Origin of the sequence: Halopiger xanaduensis SH-6 (assembly GCF_000217715.1) — an archaeon.
Lineage (GTDB): Archaea > Halobacteriota > Halobacteria > Halobacteriales > Natrialbaceae > Halopiger > Halopiger xanaduensis.
In genome coordinates this window covers 414,923-436,718 of record NC_015658.1, presented here as the reverse complement: position 1 = coordinate 436,718, position 21,796 = coordinate 414,923, and the positions used below count along the sequence as shown (strand labels likewise).

General features: G+C 57.4%; 14 protein-coding genes and 2 pseudogenes. 10 read left to right on the top strand and 6 right to left on the bottom strand.

What is annotated here, in order from left to right; translation table 11 throughout:
• Positions 1 to 377: 377 nt before the first annotated feature.
• Positions 378 to 1,661, bottom strand: a complete 1,284-nt coding sequence (locus tag HALXA_RS19520) for a Coenzyme F420 hydrogenase/dehydrogenase, beta subunit C-terminal domain (RefSeq protein ID WP_013875984.1) — start codon at positions 1,659 to 1,661, stop codon at positions 378 to 380.
• Positions 1,662 to 2,216: 555 nt separating this feature from the next.
• On the opposite strand from HALXA_RS19520, the gene HALXA_RS22720 reads away from it, so the two are divergent.
• On the top strand, positions 2,217 to 5,015 hold the full coding sequence (locus HALXA_RS22720) for a rhamnogalacturonan lyase family protein (RefSeq protein ID WP_013875983.1): 2,799 nt from the start codon (positions 2,217 to 2,219) through the stop codon (positions 5,013 to 5,015).
• 200 nt (positions 5,016 to 5,215) lie between these two features.
• Here the strand turns inward: HALXA_RS22720 and HALXA_RS21535 are convergent.
• Together HALXA_RS21535 and HALXA_RS19510 are read right to left on the bottom strand one after the other, a co-directional pair.
• Positions 5,216 to 5,646 (bottom strand): annotated as a pseudogene (locus tag HALXA_RS21535) (IS6 family transposase); the annotation flags it as partial.
• A gap of 21 nt (positions 5,647 to 5,667) precedes the next feature.
• Entirely contained in the window at positions 5,668 to 6,021 is a 354-nt protein-coding gene (locus HALXA_RS19510) for a hypothetical protein (protein ID WP_013875982.1), read from the bottom strand.
• Between the two features lie 254 nt (positions 6,022 to 6,275).
• On the opposite strand from HALXA_RS19510, the gene HALXA_RS19505 reads away from it, so the two are divergent.
• The 4 genes from HALXA_RS19505 (at position 6,276) to HALXA_RS19490 (ending at position 10,852) form a co-directional block, all read left to right on the top strand.
• On the top strand, positions 6,276 to 6,908 hold the full coding sequence (locus tag HALXA_RS19505) for a hypothetical protein (protein WP_013875981.1): 633 nt from the start codon (positions 6,276 to 6,278) through the stop codon (positions 6,906 to 6,908).
• A gap of 444 nt (positions 6,909 to 7,352) precedes the next feature.
• Positions 7,353 to 8,276, top strand: a complete 924-nt coding sequence (locus HALXA_RS19500) for a winged helix-turn-helix domain-containing protein (protein WP_013875980.1) — start codon at positions 7,353 to 7,355, stop codon at positions 8,274 to 8,276.
• A 153-nt stretch (positions 8,277 to 8,429) separates the two neighbouring features.
• The gene (locus HALXA_RS19495; protein ID WP_013875979.1) at positions 8,430 to 9,176 is read left to right on the top strand and encodes a class I SAM-dependent methyltransferase; all 747 of its coding nucleotides are present in this window, start codon (positions 8,430 to 8,432) and stop codon (positions 9,174 to 9,176) included.
• The gene (locus HALXA_RS19490) at positions 9,176 to 10,852 is read left to right on the top strand and encodes a serine hydrolase domain-containing protein (RefSeq protein WP_013875978.1); all 1,677 of its coding nucleotides are present in this window, start codon (positions 9,176 to 9,178) and stop codon (positions 10,850 to 10,852) included. The genes HALXA_RS19495 and HALXA_RS19490 overlap by 1 nt, the downstream gene beginning before the upstream one ends.
• Positions 10,853 to 11,703: 851 nt before the next feature.
• Here the strand turns inward: HALXA_RS19490 and HALXA_RS19485 are convergent.
• Together HALXA_RS19485 and HALXA_RS19480 are read right to left on the bottom strand one after the other, a co-directional pair.
• The gene (locus HALXA_RS19485; protein ID WP_013875977.1) at positions 11,704 to 14,187 is read right to left on the bottom strand and encodes a PAS domain-containing sensor histidine kinase; all 2,484 of its coding nucleotides are present in this window, start codon (positions 14,185 to 14,187) and stop codon (positions 11,704 to 11,706) included.
• Positions 14,188 to 14,659: 472 nt separating this feature from the next.
• Positions 14,660 to 15,091, bottom strand: a complete 432-nt coding sequence (locus HALXA_RS19480; RefSeq protein WP_013875976.1) for a universal stress protein — start codon at positions 15,089 to 15,091, stop codon at positions 14,660 to 14,662.
• Here HALXA_RS19480 and HALXA_RS19475 point away from each other — a divergent pair.
• The 3 genes from HALXA_RS19475 (at position 15,078) to HALXA_RS19465 (ending at position 17,648) form a co-directional block, all read left to right on the top strand.
• Positions 15,078 to 15,281 carry a hypothetical protein gene (locus HALXA_RS19475; RefSeq protein WP_049895582.1) on the top strand — a complete coding sequence of 68 codons (204 nt, stop codon included), beginning with the start codon at positions 15,078 to 15,080 and terminating at the stop codon, positions 15,279 to 15,281. The two genes, HALXA_RS19480 and HALXA_RS19475, sit on opposite strands and share 14 nt — an antisense overlap.
• A gap of 76 nt (positions 15,282 to 15,357) precedes the next feature.
• Complete coding sequence (locus tag HALXA_RS19470) at positions 15,358 to 16,464, top strand: CNNM domain-containing protein (protein WP_049895580.1); 1,107 nt, start codon at positions 15,358 to 15,360, stop codon at positions 16,462 to 16,464.
• A gap of 95 nt (positions 16,465 to 16,559) precedes the next feature.
• Positions 16,560 to 17,648 (top strand): CNNM domain-containing protein, encoded by a 1,089-nt coding sequence (locus HALXA_RS19465; protein WP_049895624.1) that lies wholly within the window; start codon positions 16,560 to 16,562, stop codon positions 17,646 to 17,648.
• A gap of 890 nt (positions 17,649 to 18,538) precedes the next feature.
• Here HALXA_RS19465 and HALXA_RS19460 read toward each other — a convergent pair.
• Complete coding sequence (locus tag HALXA_RS19460) at positions 18,539 to 19,723, bottom strand: trans-sulfuration enzyme family protein (RefSeq protein WP_013875973.1); 1,185 nt, start codon at positions 19,721 to 19,723, stop codon at positions 18,539 to 18,541.
• A gap of 222 nt (positions 19,724 to 19,945) precedes the next feature.
• On the opposite strand from HALXA_RS19460, the gene HALXA_RS19455 reads away from it, so the two are divergent.
• On the top strand, positions 19,946 to 20,266 hold the full coding sequence (locus tag HALXA_RS19455) for an antibiotic biosynthesis monooxygenase family protein (RefSeq protein WP_013875972.1): 321 nt from the start codon (positions 19,946 to 19,948) through the stop codon (positions 20,264 to 20,266).
• Positions 20,267 to 21,125: 859 nt separating this feature from the next.
• A pseudogene (locus HALXA_RS21295) lies at positions 21,126 to 21,764 on the top strand (IS6 family transposase); the annotation flags it as partial.
• Positions 21,765 to 21,796: the final 32 nt, after the last annotated feature.

Below are 21,796 nucleotides of genomic sequence, written 5' to 3'. Positions count from 1 at the left end.
ACTACATTCACTGTTTTCAGCTAGTTTTGTAGTTTAATCATATAGGAGAGTATGATTCAGGCGGGCCTTCGTTTTCATCGTATTCGAACATTATATAGTCCGAATTAGCTACGGGAGAACGATGAAAGCAGCCGACGTATTTTACTTGAGTACCTGTGTAAAATCCTTGTGAACGATACGAGCCTCAGGGAAATCAATGTAAGATCTGGCGTTCGGCATGATCAAACATTATATATCCAGTTTACCGTATCGGGTATTATAGGCGATACCTCAACTATGGTCTTGACGATAGACAGAAGATGAGTCTCAATCGTCTTGAGATCACTCCACAAAAATAACGCAGAGACGGCGTGGACGACCGTGCCCACCGACCGACCTCAGCTGCTACTGCTCGGTTTGCCTTTGACCGATGGATCGTACGGGTCCGGATCAACGCCGTAATCTTCGGCGTGTTCGCTGTAGGAGAAGAACCGTGGCGCATCCGGATCGAACGGTCGCTCGAGCGCGTCGAACGCGGCCTTCTTGTCCCAATTCTGGAGGCCGCCGATCTCGGAGCGCTCCTCCAGGTCGTGGTGGTCGAGCTCCGGTTCGGTGAGTTCCCACATTTCCTGGCCCGCCTCCGTTCGGACGATGACACTCGAGTACTCGTCGGACGAGCCGACCGAGCCGACCGAAACGTCCGCACAGTAGCCGGTGAAATCAGCACACTCGTCACAGCCTTTCAGCGCGGCGCTGTGGAAGTTTTCGATGTCTTCCTCGAGGATCATCTCGTCGGAGTGGTCCCAGACCATCAGCTTGCCGTGGAGGATATCCATCTTCTTGATATCTTCCGGCGGAATGTCGCGTTTCTCCTCGAGTTGTTCGCCGACGAACTTGTAGTAGTTGAAGTTCTTGGTACACATCAGCGCGATCGTATACTCGATCGCACGGACGCCTTCCTCGTGGCTCCCGTAGTCCCACTCGAAGTCCTGCAGGGCTTCGATACCTTCGATTACACACGGCGTCCCGACGACTGCGAGATCGAGGTCGTCGAGGTCCATCTCCGGGAACGTCTCTTCGATCGCTCTGTAATCGAGGTGTTCCAGCGCCATCGTCTGGTTGTAGAACGAACCTGCGTTCTCGATACACTCCTTGGGAGTGGTTGCGATAAACGGCTCGGCCTTCCACGGCTCGTCCTCGCTTTCGGTTGCGATGACCGCGCCGTCGATCTTACCCTCCTCGAGTAGGCGAATAAGCATGGCGGTGACGACGCCACCGTCCTGTGCGTTCTCTCGCCAGTTGTCTTGGACCTTCGCGGAGTGTTCGTCGATCGGGTCGCCGGCACCTTTGACGTTGTCTTCCCCGCCGGTAATCTTCCACTGGCGTTCGTATCGAAGGCCGCCACGGGGACAGAAGTCCCAGCAACGCGAGCAGCCGATACACATCTTCGTTAGCGTTGGTAGTCCGTCCTCATCGGTACCGATCGTATCGACCGGACAGACGGCGATACAGCTCCCACACTGGATACAGCGATCCTCCTGGATGACAGCCTGATCGAGCTCCGTAAACCAGGTTTCGGACGGTTTACTGCCCTCGTAATCGTTCCGCAACTTTGGTGTCTCGCTACCGCCGTCGGTAGCTACGTTGGATGGTTTTTTTGGTAGTGTGTCGTCGGTAGTCACATGTTAGATCACCACATCGAGCCTATATCAAAATTACTGTCCGCACAGCCGGTCTCAGCTACGACATTGACCTCTTCTCGCGCCTGAAGACGCGGGAATTCCCCACAGGATTTCAGGCTGAGCACAACCGGCCCTCTAGTTTCAAGGCGTATACATTCCACGCGTCTCTTGCTGGGGTTGAGCATCGGCGTGGCTGTCTTGTGGCGTGGTCAAATGCACCCCATCCTCTGGTATGTGTTGTCGGCAAAGCGCTACCTCCTCGAGCCAGACGGGCCACCGATCGATCAGGGCTCCTATTTCAGACGGAACGCCACGGAAATCGAAACGCCGGCAGTTATGGTACCCTAACATTTATATAATATATTCATGTGTGAAACATTGTGGTGAAAGATAATGTCTGACAGAGGCACGAACGAAGACCGGTATCGACGCGAGTTTCTAGGAATCACTGCCGGGACAGCGATGCTGGGGGCCAGCGGTGTCAGTATGGCGACCTCTGGGAGAGGGAACGGGCAAGGGAGAGGAAAAGGAAACAACGAGCACGGTACACGTCAGATGGAGTCCCTCGATCGGGGGCTCGTCGCCGTTCCGGCGGACGACGGGGTGTTGCTCCGGTGGCGGCTGTTCGGGACCGAACCCGCCGATCTCGGGTTCCACGTCTATCGCGACGGTGAACGGCTAAACAACAAACCGATCACTGACAGCACGAATTACCTCGACCCCGAGGGGACGACTGACTCGACCTACGCCGTTCGAGCGGTCGGCAACGGGCGGGCCGGCGGCAGGAAGGAGGGCAACCGGAAACCCGGAATGTCGGAGTCTGTCGAGGTTTGGGACAACCAGTACAAGGAGATTCCGCTGAACAAGCCCGAGCCGGTCGAAGGCGAGAACGGCGAGACAATCACGTACCACGCGAACGACGCGAGTATGGGCGACCTCACGGGCGACGGCACGCTCGACATCGTCCAGAAGTGGACGCCGTCGAACGCGAAGGACAACTCCCAAGGCGGTCCGACGGGTGACGTCCTAATCGACGGGTACACGATAGAAGGTGAGCACCTCTGGCGGATCAACCTCGGTCAGAACGTCCGGGCCGGCGCGCACTACACGCCGTTCCTGGTGTACGACTTCGACGGCGACGGCAAGTCGGAGCTAGTGGTACGGACAGGCGACGGTACCGAAGACGGTGCCGGTAACGTTATCGGCGATCCGGACGCCGACTGGACGAATGACAGCGGATACATCCTTGAAGGGCCGGAGTATCTTACTGTCTTCGACGGGGAGACGGGCGAGGAGCTTGCGACGGAGGACTTCCAGCCTGCACGCGGAGACGCCTGTGACTGGGGTGACTGCTACGGGAACCGCGTCGATCGGTTCCTCGCCGGCGTCGCCTACATCGACGGCGAGCGACCGAGCATCGTGTTCACACGGGGCTACTACGAAAAAACGATGCTCGCCACGTGGGAGTTCCGGCAAGGCGAACTCGATTTGCGCTGGATCTTCGACAGCGAGGACGGGAACGAGGAGTACGAGGGCGTGGGCGCACACAGCCTGGCCACCGCGGACGTCGACGGCGACGGCAAAGACGAGATCGTCTTCGGCGGGGCGGTCATCGACCACGACGGCACCGGCCTGCACACGACGACGATGTCGAACCCCGACGCCCAGCACTGCGGTGATTTCATCCCCGATCGGGAGGGTCTGGAGATCTTCGTCCCCGCCGAGTATCCGGCCGAGGGGGCACCGAGCCTGTCGATGCGCGACGCCGAGACGGGCGAGTACATCTGGGCCGTCAGGAACGGCGCGGACATCGGCAGAGCGATGGTCGCCGACATCGATCCGAACTACGAGGGGGCGGAAGCGTGGGCGGGCGTGCCCCTGGAAACCGATAGCGAGATCGCCGGGACGTTCACCGCCGACGGTGAGCAGATCAGTGAGACCGGCGTCAATTCGGTAAACTCGGCGATTTGGTGGACCGGCGATCTGCACCGTGAACTGCTGGATCACGATTTCCTCGGCTGGGACGCGGGATACGGTGTCGGCTGGATCAAGAAGTGGAACCCCAAGACCCAGGAACTCGACCTCCTGAAATCGTTCGAGGGCACTCGCTCGAACAACTCGTCGAAGGGCAACCCGTGTCTGTCGGGGGACATTCTCGGTGACTGGCGCGAAGAAGTGATCTGGCGGACCGACGACAGCGAGGCGTTGCGCCTGTACGCGACGCCCCACGAGACGGATACACGGCTGTATACGCTATTGCACGACCCGCAGTACCGGACCGGTATCGCCCGGCAGAACGTCGGCTACAACCAACCGCCGTGGCCCAGTTTCTTCCTCGGCCACGGGATGGACGACCCGCCGAAGCCTGACATCAAGACCTCGTTCGAGCCTGCGGGACACGACCGACTCGCCGAGATATCCGCGAGCGAAACCGACGCGACTCCCTGTGACCAAGTCGAATTCGAAGCGGTCGACCTGACGGGTAACGGCAACAAGGTCCGTTCCCTGACGTGGGAGTTCGGCGACGACACGACTGCGACAGGATGGTCGGTCAGTCACACCTACGACGAACTGGGGACGTATCCCGTCAAGCTGACCGTGACGGACAAGAACGGGGAGACGACGACCGACTTTGAGACGATCACGATCACCGAACCGGAGCCGCTAGCGCGGGCCGTGCCGAGTGCGACCCGCGTCGACGTGGGCGAGTCCATTGACTTCGAGGCAGAGGACGTCTCCGGCAACGAGGAGTCGGTCGACTCCCTGACGTGGGAGTTCGGAGACGGCACGACTGCGACGGGGTGGTCAGCTACGCATAGCTACGACGGTCCCGGCGAGTACACCGTCACGCTGAACGCCACCGCCGAAAGCGGTTGTGCGACATCGTACTCCGAGACGATCACGGTCGACCTCACGGAGGGCACCTACCGTCTGACCTCCCAACTCAACAGCGACGACATCGTGATGAGCGTCGACGGCGAACTCGCCGACGGGGCGAACGTCTACAACGACACCGTGGGCGAGGCCAACGGCCAAACGTGGGAGGTGACCGAACTCGAAGACGGCATCTACCGCATCGACGCGGCTGACGCCGAGGACCTCGTGCTGGAGGCCGCCGGCGGCGGTACTGACACCGGCACGAACCTCGAACTCGGCCAGTGGGAGGGCGCCGACTACCAGAAGTTCGCGGCGGTGCCCGAGGGCGGCACGGGCTTCACGCTCGAACCGACCCACGCTGACCTCGCGGCCGACGTCTGGGAGCAGGATCCCAATCCGGGCGCGGATATCCGCCACTGGAACGTGACCAGCGCGGAGAACCAGCTGTTTGAGTTCATCGACCCCGACGGCGAGTAACCAATCCCGCGGGGGCACGCCTTCGACCGGAACGACGGTTACACCGGGATTGCATGCCCGGAGACTAGCCTCCGAGTATTTTTGGAATCTCGGTTGTAAACGAACAATCAGTCGCTTAATTTTGGCATGAATTGTGGTAGACGGCAAACGCTTCGAGCCACGATTTAGATATATCAATAGCCGAATGGATAAGGCACCGTTTAGTTTAGTACCTCCTCTGGTTCCGGTCCATTGAGTGACTGGTGTGGTCGTTGTATGATGTAGTAGTGTATGAACTGTTCAATTCCTCTTTGACGCTCCCCCGACTGTCCACCCACGAGTTATGGAAGGGGTCAACCCGCATCTTGAAGGTCTGAAACCACTTTTCGATCAGATCTCTCTCGGCATAGTCAAGCTGGCCGCTCAATCTAATCGGGAGAGAGGGTAGTCAGATAACCATAGCCATCGACGAGAAATACCATCCCGGAGAAATCGTGTTTCTCGGTCAATCGATGCAGGAATGCAGCAACTGGATCGGTGCCTCGGCATCCGAACACTGCAACATCAAGAAGTAATCTTGGTCCAGTACTATTGCAGTATATACCCAAGACCAGTTGCCGTTAATCTTGACAGTAGTTTTATTGATGGCGACGGCCACATCAGGAATCGTCACTCACTCCGGGATGTTCTCTTCAGTATCGTCTGTCGGTAGCTCCCGCCGTCGCTGGCGGCGAATCTCGCCAAGAGCTTCTTTGAGCGTTGCTATATCATCGATCGCCGCAAGTTCGTCGGTAATCTCCTCAACGAGCGCGGCGCGCTTGACAGCGGCTTCATTGCCTTCGGTCGTGTCGATCGATTCGACTCGAAGCTGGCGTATTTCGTGCCATCCACAGTTCCAACAGTCCCGTGTAACCTCGACGCGCTCGTCTGGATCGGCCGCAAGAACTGCGTCGGAAAGCGAGGTCGAAAGCGGCTGCTCTGGCCCAACCTTGAGCGTGACAGGGGAGCCGCACGCGGGGCAGTCCATAGTTATCGTAGGGTCGCTCGTGTGTTGAAGATACTGGAGCAGAGAGACTGGTCCACATACAATTGTTGAGACGGTGATTAAGCCCCTCAAGAGTGGCGCAAACGATGATAATGAGACACCGACCAGCTAGCTACCGAGACTACCCAAACCTGTGTTCTCACGATCAACGGGAAACGAGAATCGTTCGGGGCCCCGGACCGCATCATATTTTCACCACAATGACAAAGTTGTGCCGCTCGAAAGACTAGATCTGGATGTCCCTGCTCGAACGCTTACTCGGCGACGACACGCCCGACGAACAGGTCGATCTCGAATCTCGTCAGAACGACGCAGATGAAGCGCTCCATGACGCCGTGGAGCGTGGCAACTACACCGTCGAGGACTGCGGAGTAACTGGTGTCGCGGTCGTGAATGAAGGTCCGGACGGTGAACCGGTCGTCGTTCCGATCGCTCGCTTCTCACTCGGTGAAGACGTCGAGGACCCCGATATGGATCGCGTTTGGCAACTCGTCGGCGAAGCAGTCAAGGCCGTTCAAGTGCCGTTCGACGACGTGTTCGTCCGTCACTACGACGTCCAGTTCACGTTCGACGGCGACGAACTCTTCGAAGCCGAGGAATGCCGACGTATCGCGCTCACAGACCAACTCGTCGATCAATACGCGACCGACGCCGGATTCGGTATAACTGATCTCCGCAACGCAGTCGAGACAGCGGACGATATCGACGACGAAATCGCACCGGTCGCATGGGGCGAATGCAAGGATTACAGTCAGACGGACAACGCGGCTATCGTCGTCGCCGGGACGGCTGCCGCTGCGAGTGCTAGTGCCAGTGCTGCAAGCTGCGCCGGGGCTGGTGCAGCAGGCGGTGGCGGCGGCGCGTGCTGACGGCCACAACAGGCCGTGCTCGGACACCATCTACTTCGGTTGCCCCGCGTGTACTCCTGACGCCTGTCAGTTCGGCATCCCAGTTCACACAGTAGCGCTTCCTTCAACGGCTCACCGATGTACGGTTGATCTGACGTTCGATTTCGTAATCTGTGGCCGTTCATTTTGATTCCGACGTCTGGAATCGCCCCACCAAACTTCCGCATTCGGCACAGGATGATTATTGGAAGGAGCCCGTTGCAAGAGAAAAATCGTTGAGTACTGTTGCGACTAGATCGATTACAGTTCGACCAACTCGGCCGCTAACCGTCGGAGTTCATCTGCTTCATCGACCTCGGTCATCCATCGTTCATAAATCTCGTGTACTTCTTTCCCTGTCTTTCTCCAACGAGGACGACCGGGGTTTCAATATCGCTGCTGAACTGAGAGTACATACGGAAGACAATGACTGAGGAGCGTTCGGCGACGGATATCTTTCGTCTTCTTGCTGACGATACCCGTGTGGATATTCTTCGCGCTGTCGCTGTTGCGCAATACGAACTTGATGAGGTTGGGGCAGGGGCTGCTGAACTCACATTTTCTGAGATTTATGAGCATGTTGACGTAGAGAATACGTCGAAATTGTCGTATCATCTCGGGGAACTCACTGGGACCTATCTACGGAAAAGCGACGACGGGTATTCGCTCTCACACGCTGGTGAGCGTATTGTTCGATTCATCCTGTCTGAGAATTACGAGCAGCCGGAATCGTTCGGTCCTGAACCGATTGATGGGATCTGTGTCTTCTGTGGAGCGGATGCGCTCGAGGCGAGCCTCTCGCACCAGTTTTTCCGGATTGACTGTACGGCGTGTGAGCAACAGGTTACAGGGCATCCGATAACACCCGCACAGATCAAGACACGAGACGTCGACACTCTCATTCAGAGTGTCAAGCTACGTACCGCGGAGAATGCCAGGCAGATTCGGAGAGGAATGTGTCCAGAGTGTGGATCACACCTCTCTGCCGACGTAATCGAAGTGCCTGAAAGTGCGTTGCCTGATGCCGATTCGTTCGTTGTGACGAGTACCTGTGAGGAGTGTCTCCGTGAGTACAACAGCCCGTTGACCTACAGTGTCGTCTACCACCCGGCGTCGATTGCATTCCATTGGGATTGTGGGGTCGATGTGACTAGGCGGGGTATCTGGGAGTTCCACGAATACGTCTACGAAGGGAACTGGACCTCCGAGCAGATCGCGTCTGATCCCGACGAGTACGAGGTTGTGTTGCGTCATGGGAACGATGCAGTGAGGCTCTATCTTGATTCGACTGCGACGGTGATAGAGACGGAGCGCGTGCGACGTGAGAGCGGCGAGTTTCAGCGTTCCTAACAGAATTATTACGAAATCGACGTTGAGCGGATATTGGTGCTGATCGGGTGGTTCTCTGAGTATCGGTGTTAGAAGTGTAATCGCTCGGCCGTCCGCTCAACGCCAGTTTTGAAGCAAATCCGATTAATTATCAAGTATACAATAGTTTTATCGGTGTTGCTGGCTCGGTCCGTAATTGCAGTTAACGGAGACCCACCCGTGTTATCGAGTAATCCCCACGAACCGGCAAACGAGCAGAATCGAACACCCAGCGAGAATACTGAGCGACAGCAACCGAGCCAGAGACGATCGAAGTCGGCCGAGGAGATCACCGACGCATACGCAGACGTAGCTGACAAACTTGCCCGGTGGCAGCAACTCGATCGACTATTCGCCGGTCGATATCGCCGTCGCCAGTTCGGGGACGCGAACGGCCGCGTGCTCGACGTTGCCTGCGGCACCGGGAGGAACTTCCGGTATCTCTCATCGTCAAGCGAAGTCGTCGGCATCGACATCAGCGCTGAGATGCTTGCCCACGCCCGCGATGAACTCGACAGGCTCAATCTGGACGGTATCGTCCGCCAGATGGATGCTCAGACACTCGACTTCCCCGACGACAGCTTTGACACCATCATCTCGTCGTTTTCGACGTGTACATTCCCCGATTCGATTACCGCACTCTGCGAGATGGAGCGCGTCTGTACGCCTGATGGCGAGATCCTGCTGCTCGAACACAGTCGCAGCGACGCCGCGCTGCTCGCCTGGCTTCAAGATTGGCGCGCTAACTCTCACTACGAGAAGAATGGTTGCCGACTGAACCACGACCCGCTGGAGACCGTCGAACAGGCCGGCCTTACAGTCGAAAACGCCTCGACCGCGTTCTTCGGTCTCGTCACTGCTATCGAGGTTATCCCGTCATGATGAATACCAGCACCGCTGGAACCACGAGACGGTCGTTCCTCGGGTGTCTTAGTAGTCTCGGACTCGGCAGCCTTGGAACTGCGGCCAGTCGAACGAGCGCCACGACCACCTCTCACGACATCGACTCTCGTTCAGGTGATAGCCCATTCACGAACTCGGACGAACTCGAAGCGTTCGTTGACGAGGTGATGGCCAAACGGATTGGAACGACGACACCCGGAGCCACTGTCGCCATCGTCTCGGGAGACAGACCCGTTCTTACCAAAGGGTACGGTGCTGCTGATGTCGATGCCGACGATCCGGTTCGAGCTGACAAGACAATGTTCCGGGTTGGATCGGTCGGGAAACTCGTGACCTATACCGCTGTTATGCAGGGTGTCGAACGGGGTGTGCTCGACCTTAATGTCGACGTGAACACGTACCTTGACGATTCGGAAGTGACTGTCCCAGACACATACGACGACCCGGTGACACTCCGACATCTCGGGACGCACACTGCCGGATTTGAGTCAGCGCTTGACCCTGACATCGTCGCCGATCCAGCTGATCTCGACTCGTTGGAGACTGTGCTCACCGAGCAGCAGCGCTCGCGCATCCGTCCCCCTGGCGAGCACGTCGGATACTCCAACTATGGCGCGGCGCTCGCCGGTCACATCGTTGCTGAAGCTCACGAGACGACGTTTGACGAGTACGTCCTGTCGAAGATCTTCGAACCGCTCGGCATGACTCACAGCACGTTTGCCCAGCCTGTCTCTGACGATCAGCCTGGCGACCTTGCCGCGCCGCACGTCAGCGACGGTGAGTCGTTCACGGTAACTAACGATGTGTACATCAACATGCGTCCTGCGGGTTCGTTAAGCGCGACAGCGACGGATATGGCGGCGTTCATGAGTGCACACCTTGGTGGTGGTTCAATTGACGACAGGCGGATTCTCGACACGGCGACCGCTGAACTGATGCACAGTCGTCACCACGTACGCCACCCAGCAGTCACGAATTGGCGGTATGGCTTCCACGAGTACGGGAACCCAGACGCCAATCTCATTGCTCACTCTGGCGGGACGGTCAACTTCACGAGCCACCTGCTGCTTGCCCCAGACCACGATGTCGGGATCTTCGTCGCCTACAACAGCAACCCCAGCGAACTTCCGGCGGCTGTCGTTGAGGAGATTGTCGAAGAGTATGGTCACCAACCAGCACCGACGCCACCTATTCCGACTTCAGAACCGGGTGGTCGTGAACGCGCTGAAACCGTCGCTGGCGAGTACAGCCTCTCATATCTCCCGCAAAGCGGTCCTCTCCAGGTAGTAGATCTGCTGGAACACATGACTGTCGAACCAGCGGACAACGGCGATCTGCGCACAACGACTCTCGAGGGTGACGCCCGAAAGTGGATTGAGACCGAGCCATACGTGTACGAAGAGATCGGCGGCCACGATGTCCTTGCTTTCGAGGTTACAGATGGGGCTGTGAACGTGCTGAACATGAGCAGTGAACCGACTGGTGTCTACCAACCAGTCCCGTTCCATGAACGCCAACTCGTCTCCGGGGGTGTTCTCGGAACGGCAATATTTGGGTTTGGCCTCTCGCTCGTTGGGTGGGGTGGACACAGTGCCTGGCGGCAGTTGAAGCAGCATCGAACCAGTGATAAGCCAGATATGGAGGACTCTGAATGACAGATCGACATGTCCCTCAACAGCAGATGGAAAATTCGCATGAACGCAATGACCAACGTGGGTTCATACATGCCGTCAAACGCCGGGTGACGAGCCCTCCATGGCTCGCCCGCACAGCAGGTGCCGGCTTGAGCAGTGTCTCGATTGGGTTCATCGTACTCTTTCTATTCGTCTTAGAATCTGGCGGCGAGGTCACACTCTTCACACGACCGCTCGCAATGCAGGTCGCACTTCTTCTCCCGTATTTCATCGGTATCCTCACGGTCGGTACAACTGTTGGTGCTTTGCTAGCATGGTGGTGCCAGTACTGGTCACTACCTGTCCGGATCCACCAGACAGTACTGGCGCTGCTAGGCATTGCGTTTTGCTGGCAGCTTGTGGTACTCGGATTCCTAGCATTATAATCGCTAACCGAAGTGTATGACCTCTATACTTGATTAACGGCAGTTAGTGCTACAGTTTCTTTCTTGAGTGTTAGGGGCGAAATCCATGTTCAGTAGGGATAATCCACACACCGACGCATAGCACTGATCTACCTACATCCTGTCAAAAACTGCGTGCGAGATACAGAAGGTGAATTCAGCACGACGACTTTGTTTGTTTCACGTCGAAACCGGTGAACCACTCGCACACTACACGTGCGAACCTAACGCCGTCTTTTCCATCAGCAAATAGAGATGTTGAGAGAGACGTGCTGAATCCACGGTGCATATCTTCCACGATGATTCCGTGTGAAATTCCGATAACGCGGACTGCATCAGAAACGGTCCAATGTCGTCAGCTTCCCTTTGGTTTTAGATGGACGTGTGAAACACAGAGGTGTATACAAGGGATCCGTATTTTCAGACAATTTAGCCATCAGCCGGAGCCGGGAGCGTCACCATGAACGTCGCCCCTTCGCCAGGTTCTGACTCGATCATGATGTCGCCGCCATGCCGTTCGACGATGCGTTGACAGAGTGCGAGGCCGATGCCTGTGCCGGTGTACTCTTCACGCGAGTGAAGCCGCTGGAACACCTCGAAGATGCGGTCTTGATCCGCCGGATCGATGCCGATCCCTTCGTCCCGGACCGAGATGCGGTACTCCGGCCCGAGGCGTTCAGCCGATACCTCCACATATGGCGGTTCATCGCCGCTATACTCGATGGCGTTATCGAGGAAGTTCTGGAAGAGTTGGCGGAGCTGGCTCGCGTCCCCCTCGACCTTTGGGAGATTCTCGACAGCGATCTCGGCGTCGGACTCCTCAATCTGGACCTGGAGGTTCGCTAGTACGTCCTCCATGATCGCGTCAAGCTCCACAGGTTCTAACGGCTCGCCCTGCGTCTCGACGCGGGAGTACTTGAGGAGACCGTCGATCATCGCGCGCATGCGCTCAGCACCATCGACGGCGAACTCGATGAATTCCCGACCGTTTTCGTCGAGGTCGTCCCCGTACCGGTCCTCTATGAGCTGGAGGTAGGAGGAAACCATCCTGAGGGGCTCCTGGAGGTCGTGGGAGGCGGCGTACGCGAACTGCTCTAAGCGCTTGTTCGACTCTTCAAGCCGGTCGATCAGCTCCTCGAGCCGCTGCTCACGGCGTTTCCGCTCGGTGACGTCCTGGACGGCCCCACGGAGCGTGACCACTGCCTCGTCTTCTACCTCGGGAGCGCCTTTAACCCGGAGCCAGCCAATGTCGCCAACGGGCCGCGGGAAGCGGACCTCGACATCAAACGACTCGCCGGTTTGCATGGCCTCCTCGACGGCCCCTTCGACAGTTGCCCGATCCTCTTCAGTGTGGTACACATCGAGCGCCTCTTCCAGCGTCGGCTGCTCGTCGTAGTTCACGTCCAAGAGGTCGAAAAGGTGGTCTGACCAGAACGGCTCCATCGTCTCTGGGTCAACCTCCCAGCCGCCAACATCGGCGATGCGCTCGGTATGTGCGAGAAGGTCATGAGTCCGTGCGAGTTCCCGCTCGCGCTCCTTGCGCTCGGTGATGTCCCGGAAGTACACAGAGAGTCCGGACTCGGACGGATAGACGCGGATCACCTCCCAGATCCCCATGGAGTTGGAGTACCGCTCGAAACTTCGCTGTTCTTGGGTGGCTAGCGCTTCCTCGAACTCTACTAAAAGTGGGTGGTCCTCGTCGATTCCAAGGATATCGTGGATGGGTCTGCCGATGAGTTCTCCTGGGGATGTGCCGAGATACTCCGCGGCGCGGTCGTTGACATACTCGAACCGGAATTCCTCGTCGAGGGCATAGAACGCGTCGTCGATACGCTCGAACACGTCGTCGAGCTCCTCCTGTATCTCGTCCCGTTGCCGTTCGAGCCGTTCGGCCTGCGCCTCCAACTGCTGCTCGTACTCGCGGCGCTCGGTCATATCCTGGGTGACCTTCACAAATCCTCGAAGTTCGCCGTCGTCGTCGTGGAGCGCTGTGATGATGACGTTCGCCCAGAACTTCGACCCGTCCTTACGGACGCGCCACTTTTCGTCTTCGACTCGACCGTTTTCAATAGCTTTGGAGAGGTTTTGTTCAGGACGTCCGTCTTCGCGGTCTTCCTCGGTGTAGAACGTCGAGAAGTGCTGGCCGACGATTTCGTCTTCCGAGTAGCCTTTCAACTCGCGTGCGCCATCGTTCCACGTCTGGATGATGCCGTCGGGATCGAGCATGAAGATCGCATAGTCCTGGACTTCCTGCACGAGCGTTTCGAATCGCTCCTTTTCCTTGCGGAGCTGTTCTTCATATTCGTGGCGCTCGGTCATATCGCGGGTGACCTTCGTGAACCCTTGGAGGACCCCTTGGTCGTCCCGGATAGCGGTAATCGTGACGTTCGCCCAGAACCGCGTCCCGTCCTTGCGAACGCGCCAGCCCTCGTCTTCGACGCGGCCTTCCTCCGTCGCAATGGCGAGATTCCGTTCTGGCACGCCCTCGGCAGTCGCCTCGTCGGTGTAGAACGTCGAGAAGTGCTCACCGATGATGTCGTCCGCAGCGTAGCCCTTGATTCGCTCGGCACCGTCGTTCCAGCTCGTGACGATGCCATCTGGATCGAGTCGGAAAATCGCGTAATCCTTAACAGCGCTCACGAACGCGCTGAACTCTTCTTGGTCCCCACCTTGGTCGGCAATCGATTGATCGACGGGTCGCCACCAGACGTCCTTCTCCTCGTCGAGTCGCTTCGTTTGGAGTTCACCGCGGTCGGCGAGCTCAGCTAAGTTCTCACGAGCAGCAGCGAGGGAGCAGTCTAATTGGTCGGCAGCTTCGGTGGCTGTAATCGGTGTCGCTGGCGCATCCGAGCGGGTGAACAGCCTCCGGACGTCCCCCTGTGTCACGTCTGGTGCAGACCCCGGGGTTCCCATACGGACAGGACAGGCGAGGCGACTCATAAACACTTTGTTGCTCTCCCAGATCGGCAACTTTTCTGCAATAACACCAAGCTATGTCGGTGCCGATGTGCTGCATACACTCACTATAATCAGCAGCCAGATTTTGATAGATCAAAGAGATATCGGCAGCCGATTCGGTAACTGTTTGACCTGGACTGAGCGACCACCACCTTCGTAAATCAGGCTGTGTGACATCCGCGCCATCTATTCATTAAGGCCTGATCGAACTAGCGAACCACTGTCAAGACCGACCTGTTGCATACAGAGGGTGCATTCAGCACATCGATATGTTTGATTCGCGTACGGGCTGACGAAAGCACCGACAAATCAGAGTCCCGATATACTGATTTCGCCGGAAATCATCGTCTGGAGGGCCAGTTCCCCGTGGATGGTTCTCTTTCTCTGCCGGACTGGTGCGATAACGGTAGTTTCTACGAGCGGGGACTCATTCCCGAGCTACCAGAACCGAGGTAGTCACCGACTCGAGAACGTCCTCCGTCGTGCTCCCGAAGAGTTGTTCTGTGAAGGTCGAATCCTCGCTTTCTCCGATCACGATCAGGTCGATCCTACTATCGGCGCTATACTGGGGTATTGCGTCTTCTGGAAATCCTTCGAGAATGGCTCGTTCGGACGTAACACCGGCCTCATCGGCCATTTGCTCGGCCTGATCGAGCGCCTCTTCCGCTTCCTCATCAAGTGTTTCGGTGAGGTCATTCGCGATGTCGCCAACGGCGGATGCGGACATCTCCGTCCCAACATCTACGACGTGCAGGAGATGCACCTTGGCGCCCATATTCGACGCGATTTCCATCCCGTGATCCAGCGCTGTTACGCTTGCATCAGATCCATCCGTCGGGATAAGGATGTCGCGGTACACGTCGAAGTCCTATTGGCTGAACGGCAAAAAGGGTGTCCACGAGTCAGATGGACCGGACGATGTCGTGATAGTGGGAACTTGGCTCGTGACCCCGGAGCGGAACACGCTCGAGGAAGGTCTCATCGTCCAGCGCGTCATCAAAGCCATCTATCGCTCCTCGGAGACCGGGCGGTCGGTCAGACCCAACTGAACGCCCATCTGACAGCAATGTCAGTTTGCCACCCGTGCTTTTTTGCCTCGACGTCGTATCGATGGACCTAGACTCAATGCAAGCACCCGAAATACTCCTCCGTCTCGTTGCGGGTGCCGCGTTGATTCTCGCCAACGGGTTTTTCGTCACCATTGAGTTCGCGCTGACCCGGGCCCGACAGTATTCCGAAGCGGAGTTCATGGAACCCGGTCTCGAACGCGCGTGGAAGATGACCGAGGACCTCGAAATCTATCTCACCGGCTGTCAGGTTGGTATCACCGCCTGTAGCATCGCACTGGGTATCGTCGCCGAACCCGCGCTCGCAGCGCTGTTCGAACCGTTGTTCGGCGGGACGGTTCTCGCGTCGATTGGCGCGGGCGTGCTCCTGGCGTACATCATCGTGAGCTTGGTACACAAGATCTACGGTGAACAGGCCCCCACCTACCTCGGCGTCGAGCGCTCGAAACAAGTCTGCCGCTACGGTGCAACACCGCTGTATTGGTTCACGTGGGTCATTCGACCGATTCTCCGCGTCGGTGACTGGGTGGCAAAATGGACGCTTTCGCTGTTCGGCGTCGAGATGACCGGTGCGTGGCTCGAATCCGACGGCGAGGACATTGAGGGGCGTGCGGACCTCCACCGACAGCTCGAGTCGATACTCGACGACAATGAGATTCCCGAAGAGCGTCGTCAGGAAGTGATGAACGCGTTGGTAGTCGAGGAAATCCCCATCCGTGACATCATGGTGCCGCGCGAGGAGATCGCCACACTCTCGACCAACAATACCCCCGAGGAAAACCTCGCGGTCATCGAAGAGCATCCACATCTCCGCTATCCGCTGGTCGGCGAGGACATCGACGATTTCCGCGGGGTCGTTTACCTCGCGACGGTCACAAACCAGTTCGAGGCGTTCAAAAACGGCGACATCGACATCGAAGAGCTCGCCGCGTCGCCGATGACGCTCCCGGCCGACGAGGTAATCAGCGACGCCATCGACCGTTTCCAGACGGAAAATCAAGAACTCGCGCTCGTCACTGAGGAGGGACGGGTCGTCGGCCTGTTAACCTCGACGGATGCCTTCGAGGAAGTGATGGGCGAACTCGAAGATCCCATTGACGTCTACCAGCGCGAACAACGCGGGGACGACGCATCGAGACTAGACTCTCAAGGCGATCCGGCTTGAGATACCTCGTGAGAACGGTGTTCCTCGGAGCGCGAAGAATCGGTTTGCAGACAAACCGTTTATCCGTGCTGCCGTTTATATAACTTGCTATGCCGATGACCGCGCTCCAAGCCTCTCTCAGGCTTATTGCCGGTCTATTGCTTATTCTCGCCAACGGGTTTTTCGTCGCCATCGAGTTCGCGCTGACCCGGGCCCGACAGTATTCCGAAGCGGAATTCATGGAACCCGGTCTCGAACGCGCGTGGGAGATGACTCAGAATTTAGAGATTTACTTGACCAGTTGTCAGATCGGGATTACGTTCTCGAGCATCGCGGTCGGGATCATCGCCGAACCCGCGCTGACGGCCATCTTCGAACCGCTGTTCGGTGGGACGGTTCTCGCATCGGTCGGCGCAGGGGCCATCCTCGCGTTTCTCATCGTCAACCTCGTCCATCTGACCCACGGCGAGCAAACGCCGACCTATCTCGGCGTCGAGCGCTCGAAACTGGTCTGTCGGTACTGTGCGACGCCGCTGTACTGGTGGACGCGGGCCATCTGGCCGATCATCAAGTTTGGAGATGGGGCGGCGAAATGGACGCTTTCGCTGTTCGGCGTCGAGATGACTGGCGCGTGGCTCGAAACCGAAGCCGACGTCATGCAGGGGCGTGCGGGTCTCTACACGCGCTTCAGTTCGATTCTTGAAGAGGGAAACGTTCCCGAAGAACGCCAGCAGGAGGTGATGAACGCGCTGGCCGTCGGCGACATCCCGGTCGAGGTGATCATGGTTCCGCGTGAGGAGGTCGTCGCGCTCTCGACCGAGAACACCCCCGAGGAGAACCTCGCGCTCGTCGAGAAACACTCCCATTCTCGCTACCCAGTGGTCGGCGAGGACATGGACGACTTCCGCGGGGTCGTCTATCTTCCGACGATCACGAACCATTTCGAGGACCTCATGAGCGGCGAAGTCAACATCGAAGACCTCGCCGAGTCGTCGATGACGCTCCCGGCCAAGGAGGAAATCAATGACGCCATCGACCGCTTCCAGACGGAAAATCAGGAACTCGCCCTCGTCACCGAGGGCGACGAGGTCGTTGGTCTCCTGACCTCGACGGATGCCTTCGAGGAGGTCATGGGCGACCTCGAAGACCCGATAGACGACCGGGGCGGACGCGCACGCCGTGGAGCGGACTCGACCGGGACCTGAGACGACTTCGGCGATCAATCGCTCGACGAAACGCTTGAGTACCTTTCTGGTCTCGTGGTTAGAACTGTCGAACTGGACTGTAGCGGGAATCCCGGTGACGACTACCTCTGCTGGATGAGTACCTCGATGACGAAACCGCCCAAGACGAACTGCACGACAGCCTCGCAGAACATGACGTATTGGCCGTTGTTGGATTCATTTCATCGCTGACCAGTGACGGTAGACTGCTCAGTCTAGCACACGTTTCTTGGAACACAGATCGTGATGGATATGCGCCCTGTATTCAGCACGGGAATTATCTCTCCAGCAGCCGTCAGGAATCAGCTGCTGCACACAGAGGATAAGTTCAGCACGGCATTTGTTTCACACCGAAAATGGCGGACCATCTGCTCACTACACGTGCGAACTTATCGGATCACCATTATAATTAGATAGAGTAGTGGAAATACAAATCCGACCAGAAACACTCCGAGGACCAGCCGTTCTACAGAAAGAATAGGGAGAAGAAGTATCACAAGGATGCTAATCAAGAGTGCAATAATAAGATTCAGTCGGAATATTATTCGTTCTTCATTCATTGGCAGGTAATTTCCATCAACCGCATATATATGTTATTACATCAACGTGAGGTGGTCTCTAGAAGGGTAAGTTTTGGTCTGTCATTAGCCTGTACTGAGCGATCACCACCTTCGCAAATCATATTGAATTTCGTGCTACATTCGTGCCATCTATTCACCAATGCCTGATCGAACTACCGAACCACTGTCAAGAGCGACCTACTGCATACAGACGATAATTTCAGCACGATTCCCTTGGTCGTTCCAGCTGAAACCGATATGTCTCGTCCGATAAACGTGCACTTCTTCTCGGGAACGAAGGACGGGGCGAGCTTACGGGAGTGCCGTCCGGAGATCCTTGCAGAGGTCCTCGGCATCTTCGAGGCCAACTGACACCCGGACCAACGTCTCAGGAATCTCCGCTGTGGCTTCTCCACGACTAAATTCGTCCGGAATCATAAGCGACGGTACCTCAACGAGGCTCTCGACCCCACCGAGACTAGCGCCCGGCGTGAATACCTCCAACTCTTCAATAAACGCTTCAAGTTCGATGAGCGTCCCGTCGAACTCGAAGGACAGCATCCCGCTGTACCCCGACATCTGCTCACTCGCAAGCTCGTGTTGTGGGTGACTCTCAAGTCCTGGATAGTGAACGCGGTCGACCCGCTCGTGGCTCTCGAGGAACCGCGCAACCGCCATTGCGTTCTTCTCGTGGTGTTCCATCCGTGCGGGCAGCGTCTTCGTACCTCGCGCAACCAAATAGCAATCAAACGGCGACAGCATGTTTCCAAGTCCGACCTGCTGAGCAAACGCCAACTGCTCGAAGGCCTCCCCGTCGTCGGTTATAACGGCGCCGCCAATCGAGTCGGAGTGCCCGTTGAGATACTTAGTGGTACTGTGGATGACGACATCGGCACCGAGTTCCAGCGGTGCTTGAAAGTACGGACTCGCGAAGGTACTGTCCACGCCGAATTGGGCATCGTGGGCGTCAGCGATGTCAGATATCGCCTGAATGTCGCACAGCCGTATCAGGGGGTTCGATGGTGTCTCCACCCAGATCAGGTCGGTGTCAGAGTCGACTGCTGCGGCGATGTTTTCGGGATCGCGAGCGTCGACGAAGTCGACATTGATGTCGAAGTGCCCAGCGGCGAGTTCCGTGAGCAGTTTTTCGGTCCCGCTATAGATGGAGTCCGAAGAGACGATATGGCCTCCCGGCGAGACCAGCGCCAGCATCGTCGTCGAGGTAGCAGCCATCCCAGAAGCGAACGTCAATCCATGCTCGCCGCCTTCGAGGCGGGCTAACTGCTCTTCGAGGGCTGCCCGGGTCGGATTGCTCTCGCGCGAATAGTCGTGTTCGTTGGCTTCCTCTCCGCTGGCCCACTCGAACGTGGTCGAGAGGTGGATCGGTGGGACGACATCGTTTGTTCCACCTCTGTGGAGATGCATCCCAGTCTCAGCTGCGCCAACGGCGACGGTCGCGAATCGATTCTCATTGGTGTGGTCATCGTGTCGTGTCATATGTAATTCACAATGGGGCCGACTCGGGCAGTTGTACAGGTTACCGATACAGATCGGATACCTATATGAATGTTCTCCGTCGCGAAGGATAGACGTGGAGTTCCCGGCGAGCGTAGCCAGACACACCAACTGACACGGGCACAGATCAGCGAGTCATTCACAGCGAACTATTGTCCCCGCAGAGAGGAAGCGTCTTGTTCGCGCAGTCGAATAAGCAGTCCTATGTATCTCGTTATGTTCCGCCTCGATCCGGGAGAGTACGATTCGAAGTTTCACGAGTTGAACGACGCGATACAGGAGGCTTCCGAGGACACGGAGGGGTATCTGGGCAAACGGACGTGGCACGCTCCAGAAAGTGAGGAGATTCTCGTCGTGTACTACTGGGAGTCGTTGGACGCGCTCGAGTCGTTTGGAGCAGATGCAGACCACAAACGCGCGAAACAGCGGTGGACGGAGTGGTACGATGCGTACGAAGTCACTGTGACGGAGATCATCGAGACGTACGGAAGCGGATTCGCCGATGACGCAGACCCACCTATGTAGGCATCACAGACGTATTGATTGGTGAAATCTGCCCGATACGTGGATACCCAATACCGATCGTCACTGTCCAAACCAAGCCGAATCTCATGAGACATCGCACCCTGTATTCAGCACAACTTAACCAACATCACCAATAGCTGATGGAAGATCCAATGTGAGATTCGCATCTGAACGGAGTAGAAAGACGACCCTGATTCGATACTATACTAAACTCAGCTAGATTCACCCCAGCTCGAGCTGACTCGGACTCAAGCCGCACCACAGTCCTCCCGTTTCCTTCGATTGTCGCGCGTCGGCAGATCAAACAGATCTGCCTCTCGGGAGTCTTGCTTACCGGCCTGACTACGGACGGCTGGTTGCTCACGGACATCGTTGCGTTCGCGGCGGGCCGTCCGTGGTGCAGACCGCTTCGCTAGCGATTCCGGGCGCGAAATCGAAGTCCAGGTTCCGACGCGCTCTGCGAGCGTGCGGACCTACGGGAGACGACAGCTTCCCGCCTCCCTCCAGTCATCTCTCTTGCGCGTGACTCCGGCACAACCTGCTGGCGAGAGCAACTTCCCGCGTGACCCGGCCGCGCGGGCTCCTTCTCTTAGCCAGCAGGCGTGCACACTCCGTCCCGCTCTGCGGAGACGGCTCGGCGTTCGACCTCCGTGGCTGCGGGCTCCAGCCCGCCGACTCAGCGAGTCGCCGCGCTGGGACTCCTCGCTGACGGGCGTCGAAACCTTTGCCGCCCACAGGGTTTCCCACAAACGTGTCCGTTTGATCGCAGAGTCACTCCCCTTGAAGTGGTCGGTGCAGCGTTTGCCCGCGCTGCGACGGGGTTTGCCGCTGAACTGCGAAGCATCTCGTCTCACCCTGCGCCAGCCAGCGGAGTTGGGAGCGTGAGTGGACGGCGACGTCCGACAGGGCGTTCGCCGTCTGGGTCCACGTAATCGGTTGTTCGCTTCGGGAGACACAAGCGATTCTTCACTCACTCGGCGTTGAACGGTCTCACCAAACAATCTGGAACTGGATATATCTTCTTTCTGATATCGTTCTAGACCTGCTGACGGTGAAGCCGTCGCGAGTCGCAGTTGATTAAACCGCTGTCAGGATTAACGACGGCCGATCTTGAACATACGCTGCAATAGACTTCGACACGAAACTCATTCTCGATGTAGCGCTCTTTGGACGGCGAGGTACCGATTCATCTGCTGCGTTTCTGCATGGACTCGCCGAGAAACACGATCTCTCCGGCGCTGAGTTTCTCATCGATGGTGCCGACTATCTGACTACCCTCTCTCGTTTAGGATTGAGCGGTCACCTCGACTACGTTGGTCGAAACCACATCGAAGAGTAGTCTCACGCGCTCAAAATGCGGATCGATCACTTCCATAACTCGTGGGTCGGCAGTCGGGCGAGCGTCAGAGAGTGTCTTGAAGGGTTCGCACACTACTATAACACACAGTGTCCGAATCAGTCACTCAACAAACAGACACCAGCGGAGGTGCTAAGCTAGACAGTACCGTCGTCGAGCTATCATCCGATTAA

Excerpts from the sequence above, each read along its gene's own strand:
- HALXA_RS22720 (WP_013875983.1), top strand. The coding sequence starts at position 2,217 with ATGGAGTCCCTCGATCGGGGGCTCGTCGCCGTTCCGGCGGACGACGGG.
- HALXA_RS19510 (WP_013875982.1), bottom strand. The coding sequence starts at position 6,021 with ATGGACTGCCCCGCGTGCGGCTCCCCTGTCACGCTCAAGGTTGGGCCA.
- HALXA_RS19505 (WP_013875981.1), top strand. The coding sequence starts at position 6,276 with ATGTCCCTGCTCGAACGCTTACTCGGCGACGACACGCCCGACGAACAG.
- HALXA_RS19500 (WP_013875980.1), top strand. The coding sequence starts at position 7,353 with ATGACTGAGGAGCGTTCGGCGACGGATATCTTTCGTCTTCTTGCTGAC.
- HALXA_RS19490 (WP_013875978.1), top strand. The coding sequence starts at position 9,176 with ATGAATACCAGCACCGCTGGAACCACGAGACGGTCGTTCCTCGGGTGT.
- HALXA_RS19485 (WP_013875977.1), bottom strand. The coding sequence starts at position 14,187 with ATGGGAACCCCGGGGTCTGCACCAGACGTGACACAGGGGGACGTCCGG.
- HALXA_RS19475 (WP_049895582.1), top strand. The coding sequence starts at position 15,078 with ATGTCGCGGTACACGTCGAAGTCCTATTGGCTGAACGGCAAAAAGGGT.
- HALXA_RS19470 (WP_049895580.1), top strand. The coding sequence starts at position 15,358 with ATGCAAGCACCCGAAATACTCCTCCGTCTCGTTGCGGGTGCCGCGTTG.
- HALXA_RS19465 (WP_049895624.1), top strand. The coding sequence starts at position 16,560 with ATGACCGCGCTCCAAGCCTCTCTCAGGCTTATTGCCGGTCTATTGCTT.
- HALXA_RS19460 (WP_013875973.1), bottom strand. The coding sequence starts at position 19,723 with ATGACACGACACGATGACCACACCAATGAGAATCGATTCGCGACCGTC.
- HALXA_RS19455 (WP_013875972.1), top strand. The coding sequence starts at position 19,946 with ATGTATCTCGTTATGTTCCGCCTCGATCCGGGAGAGTACGATTCGAAG.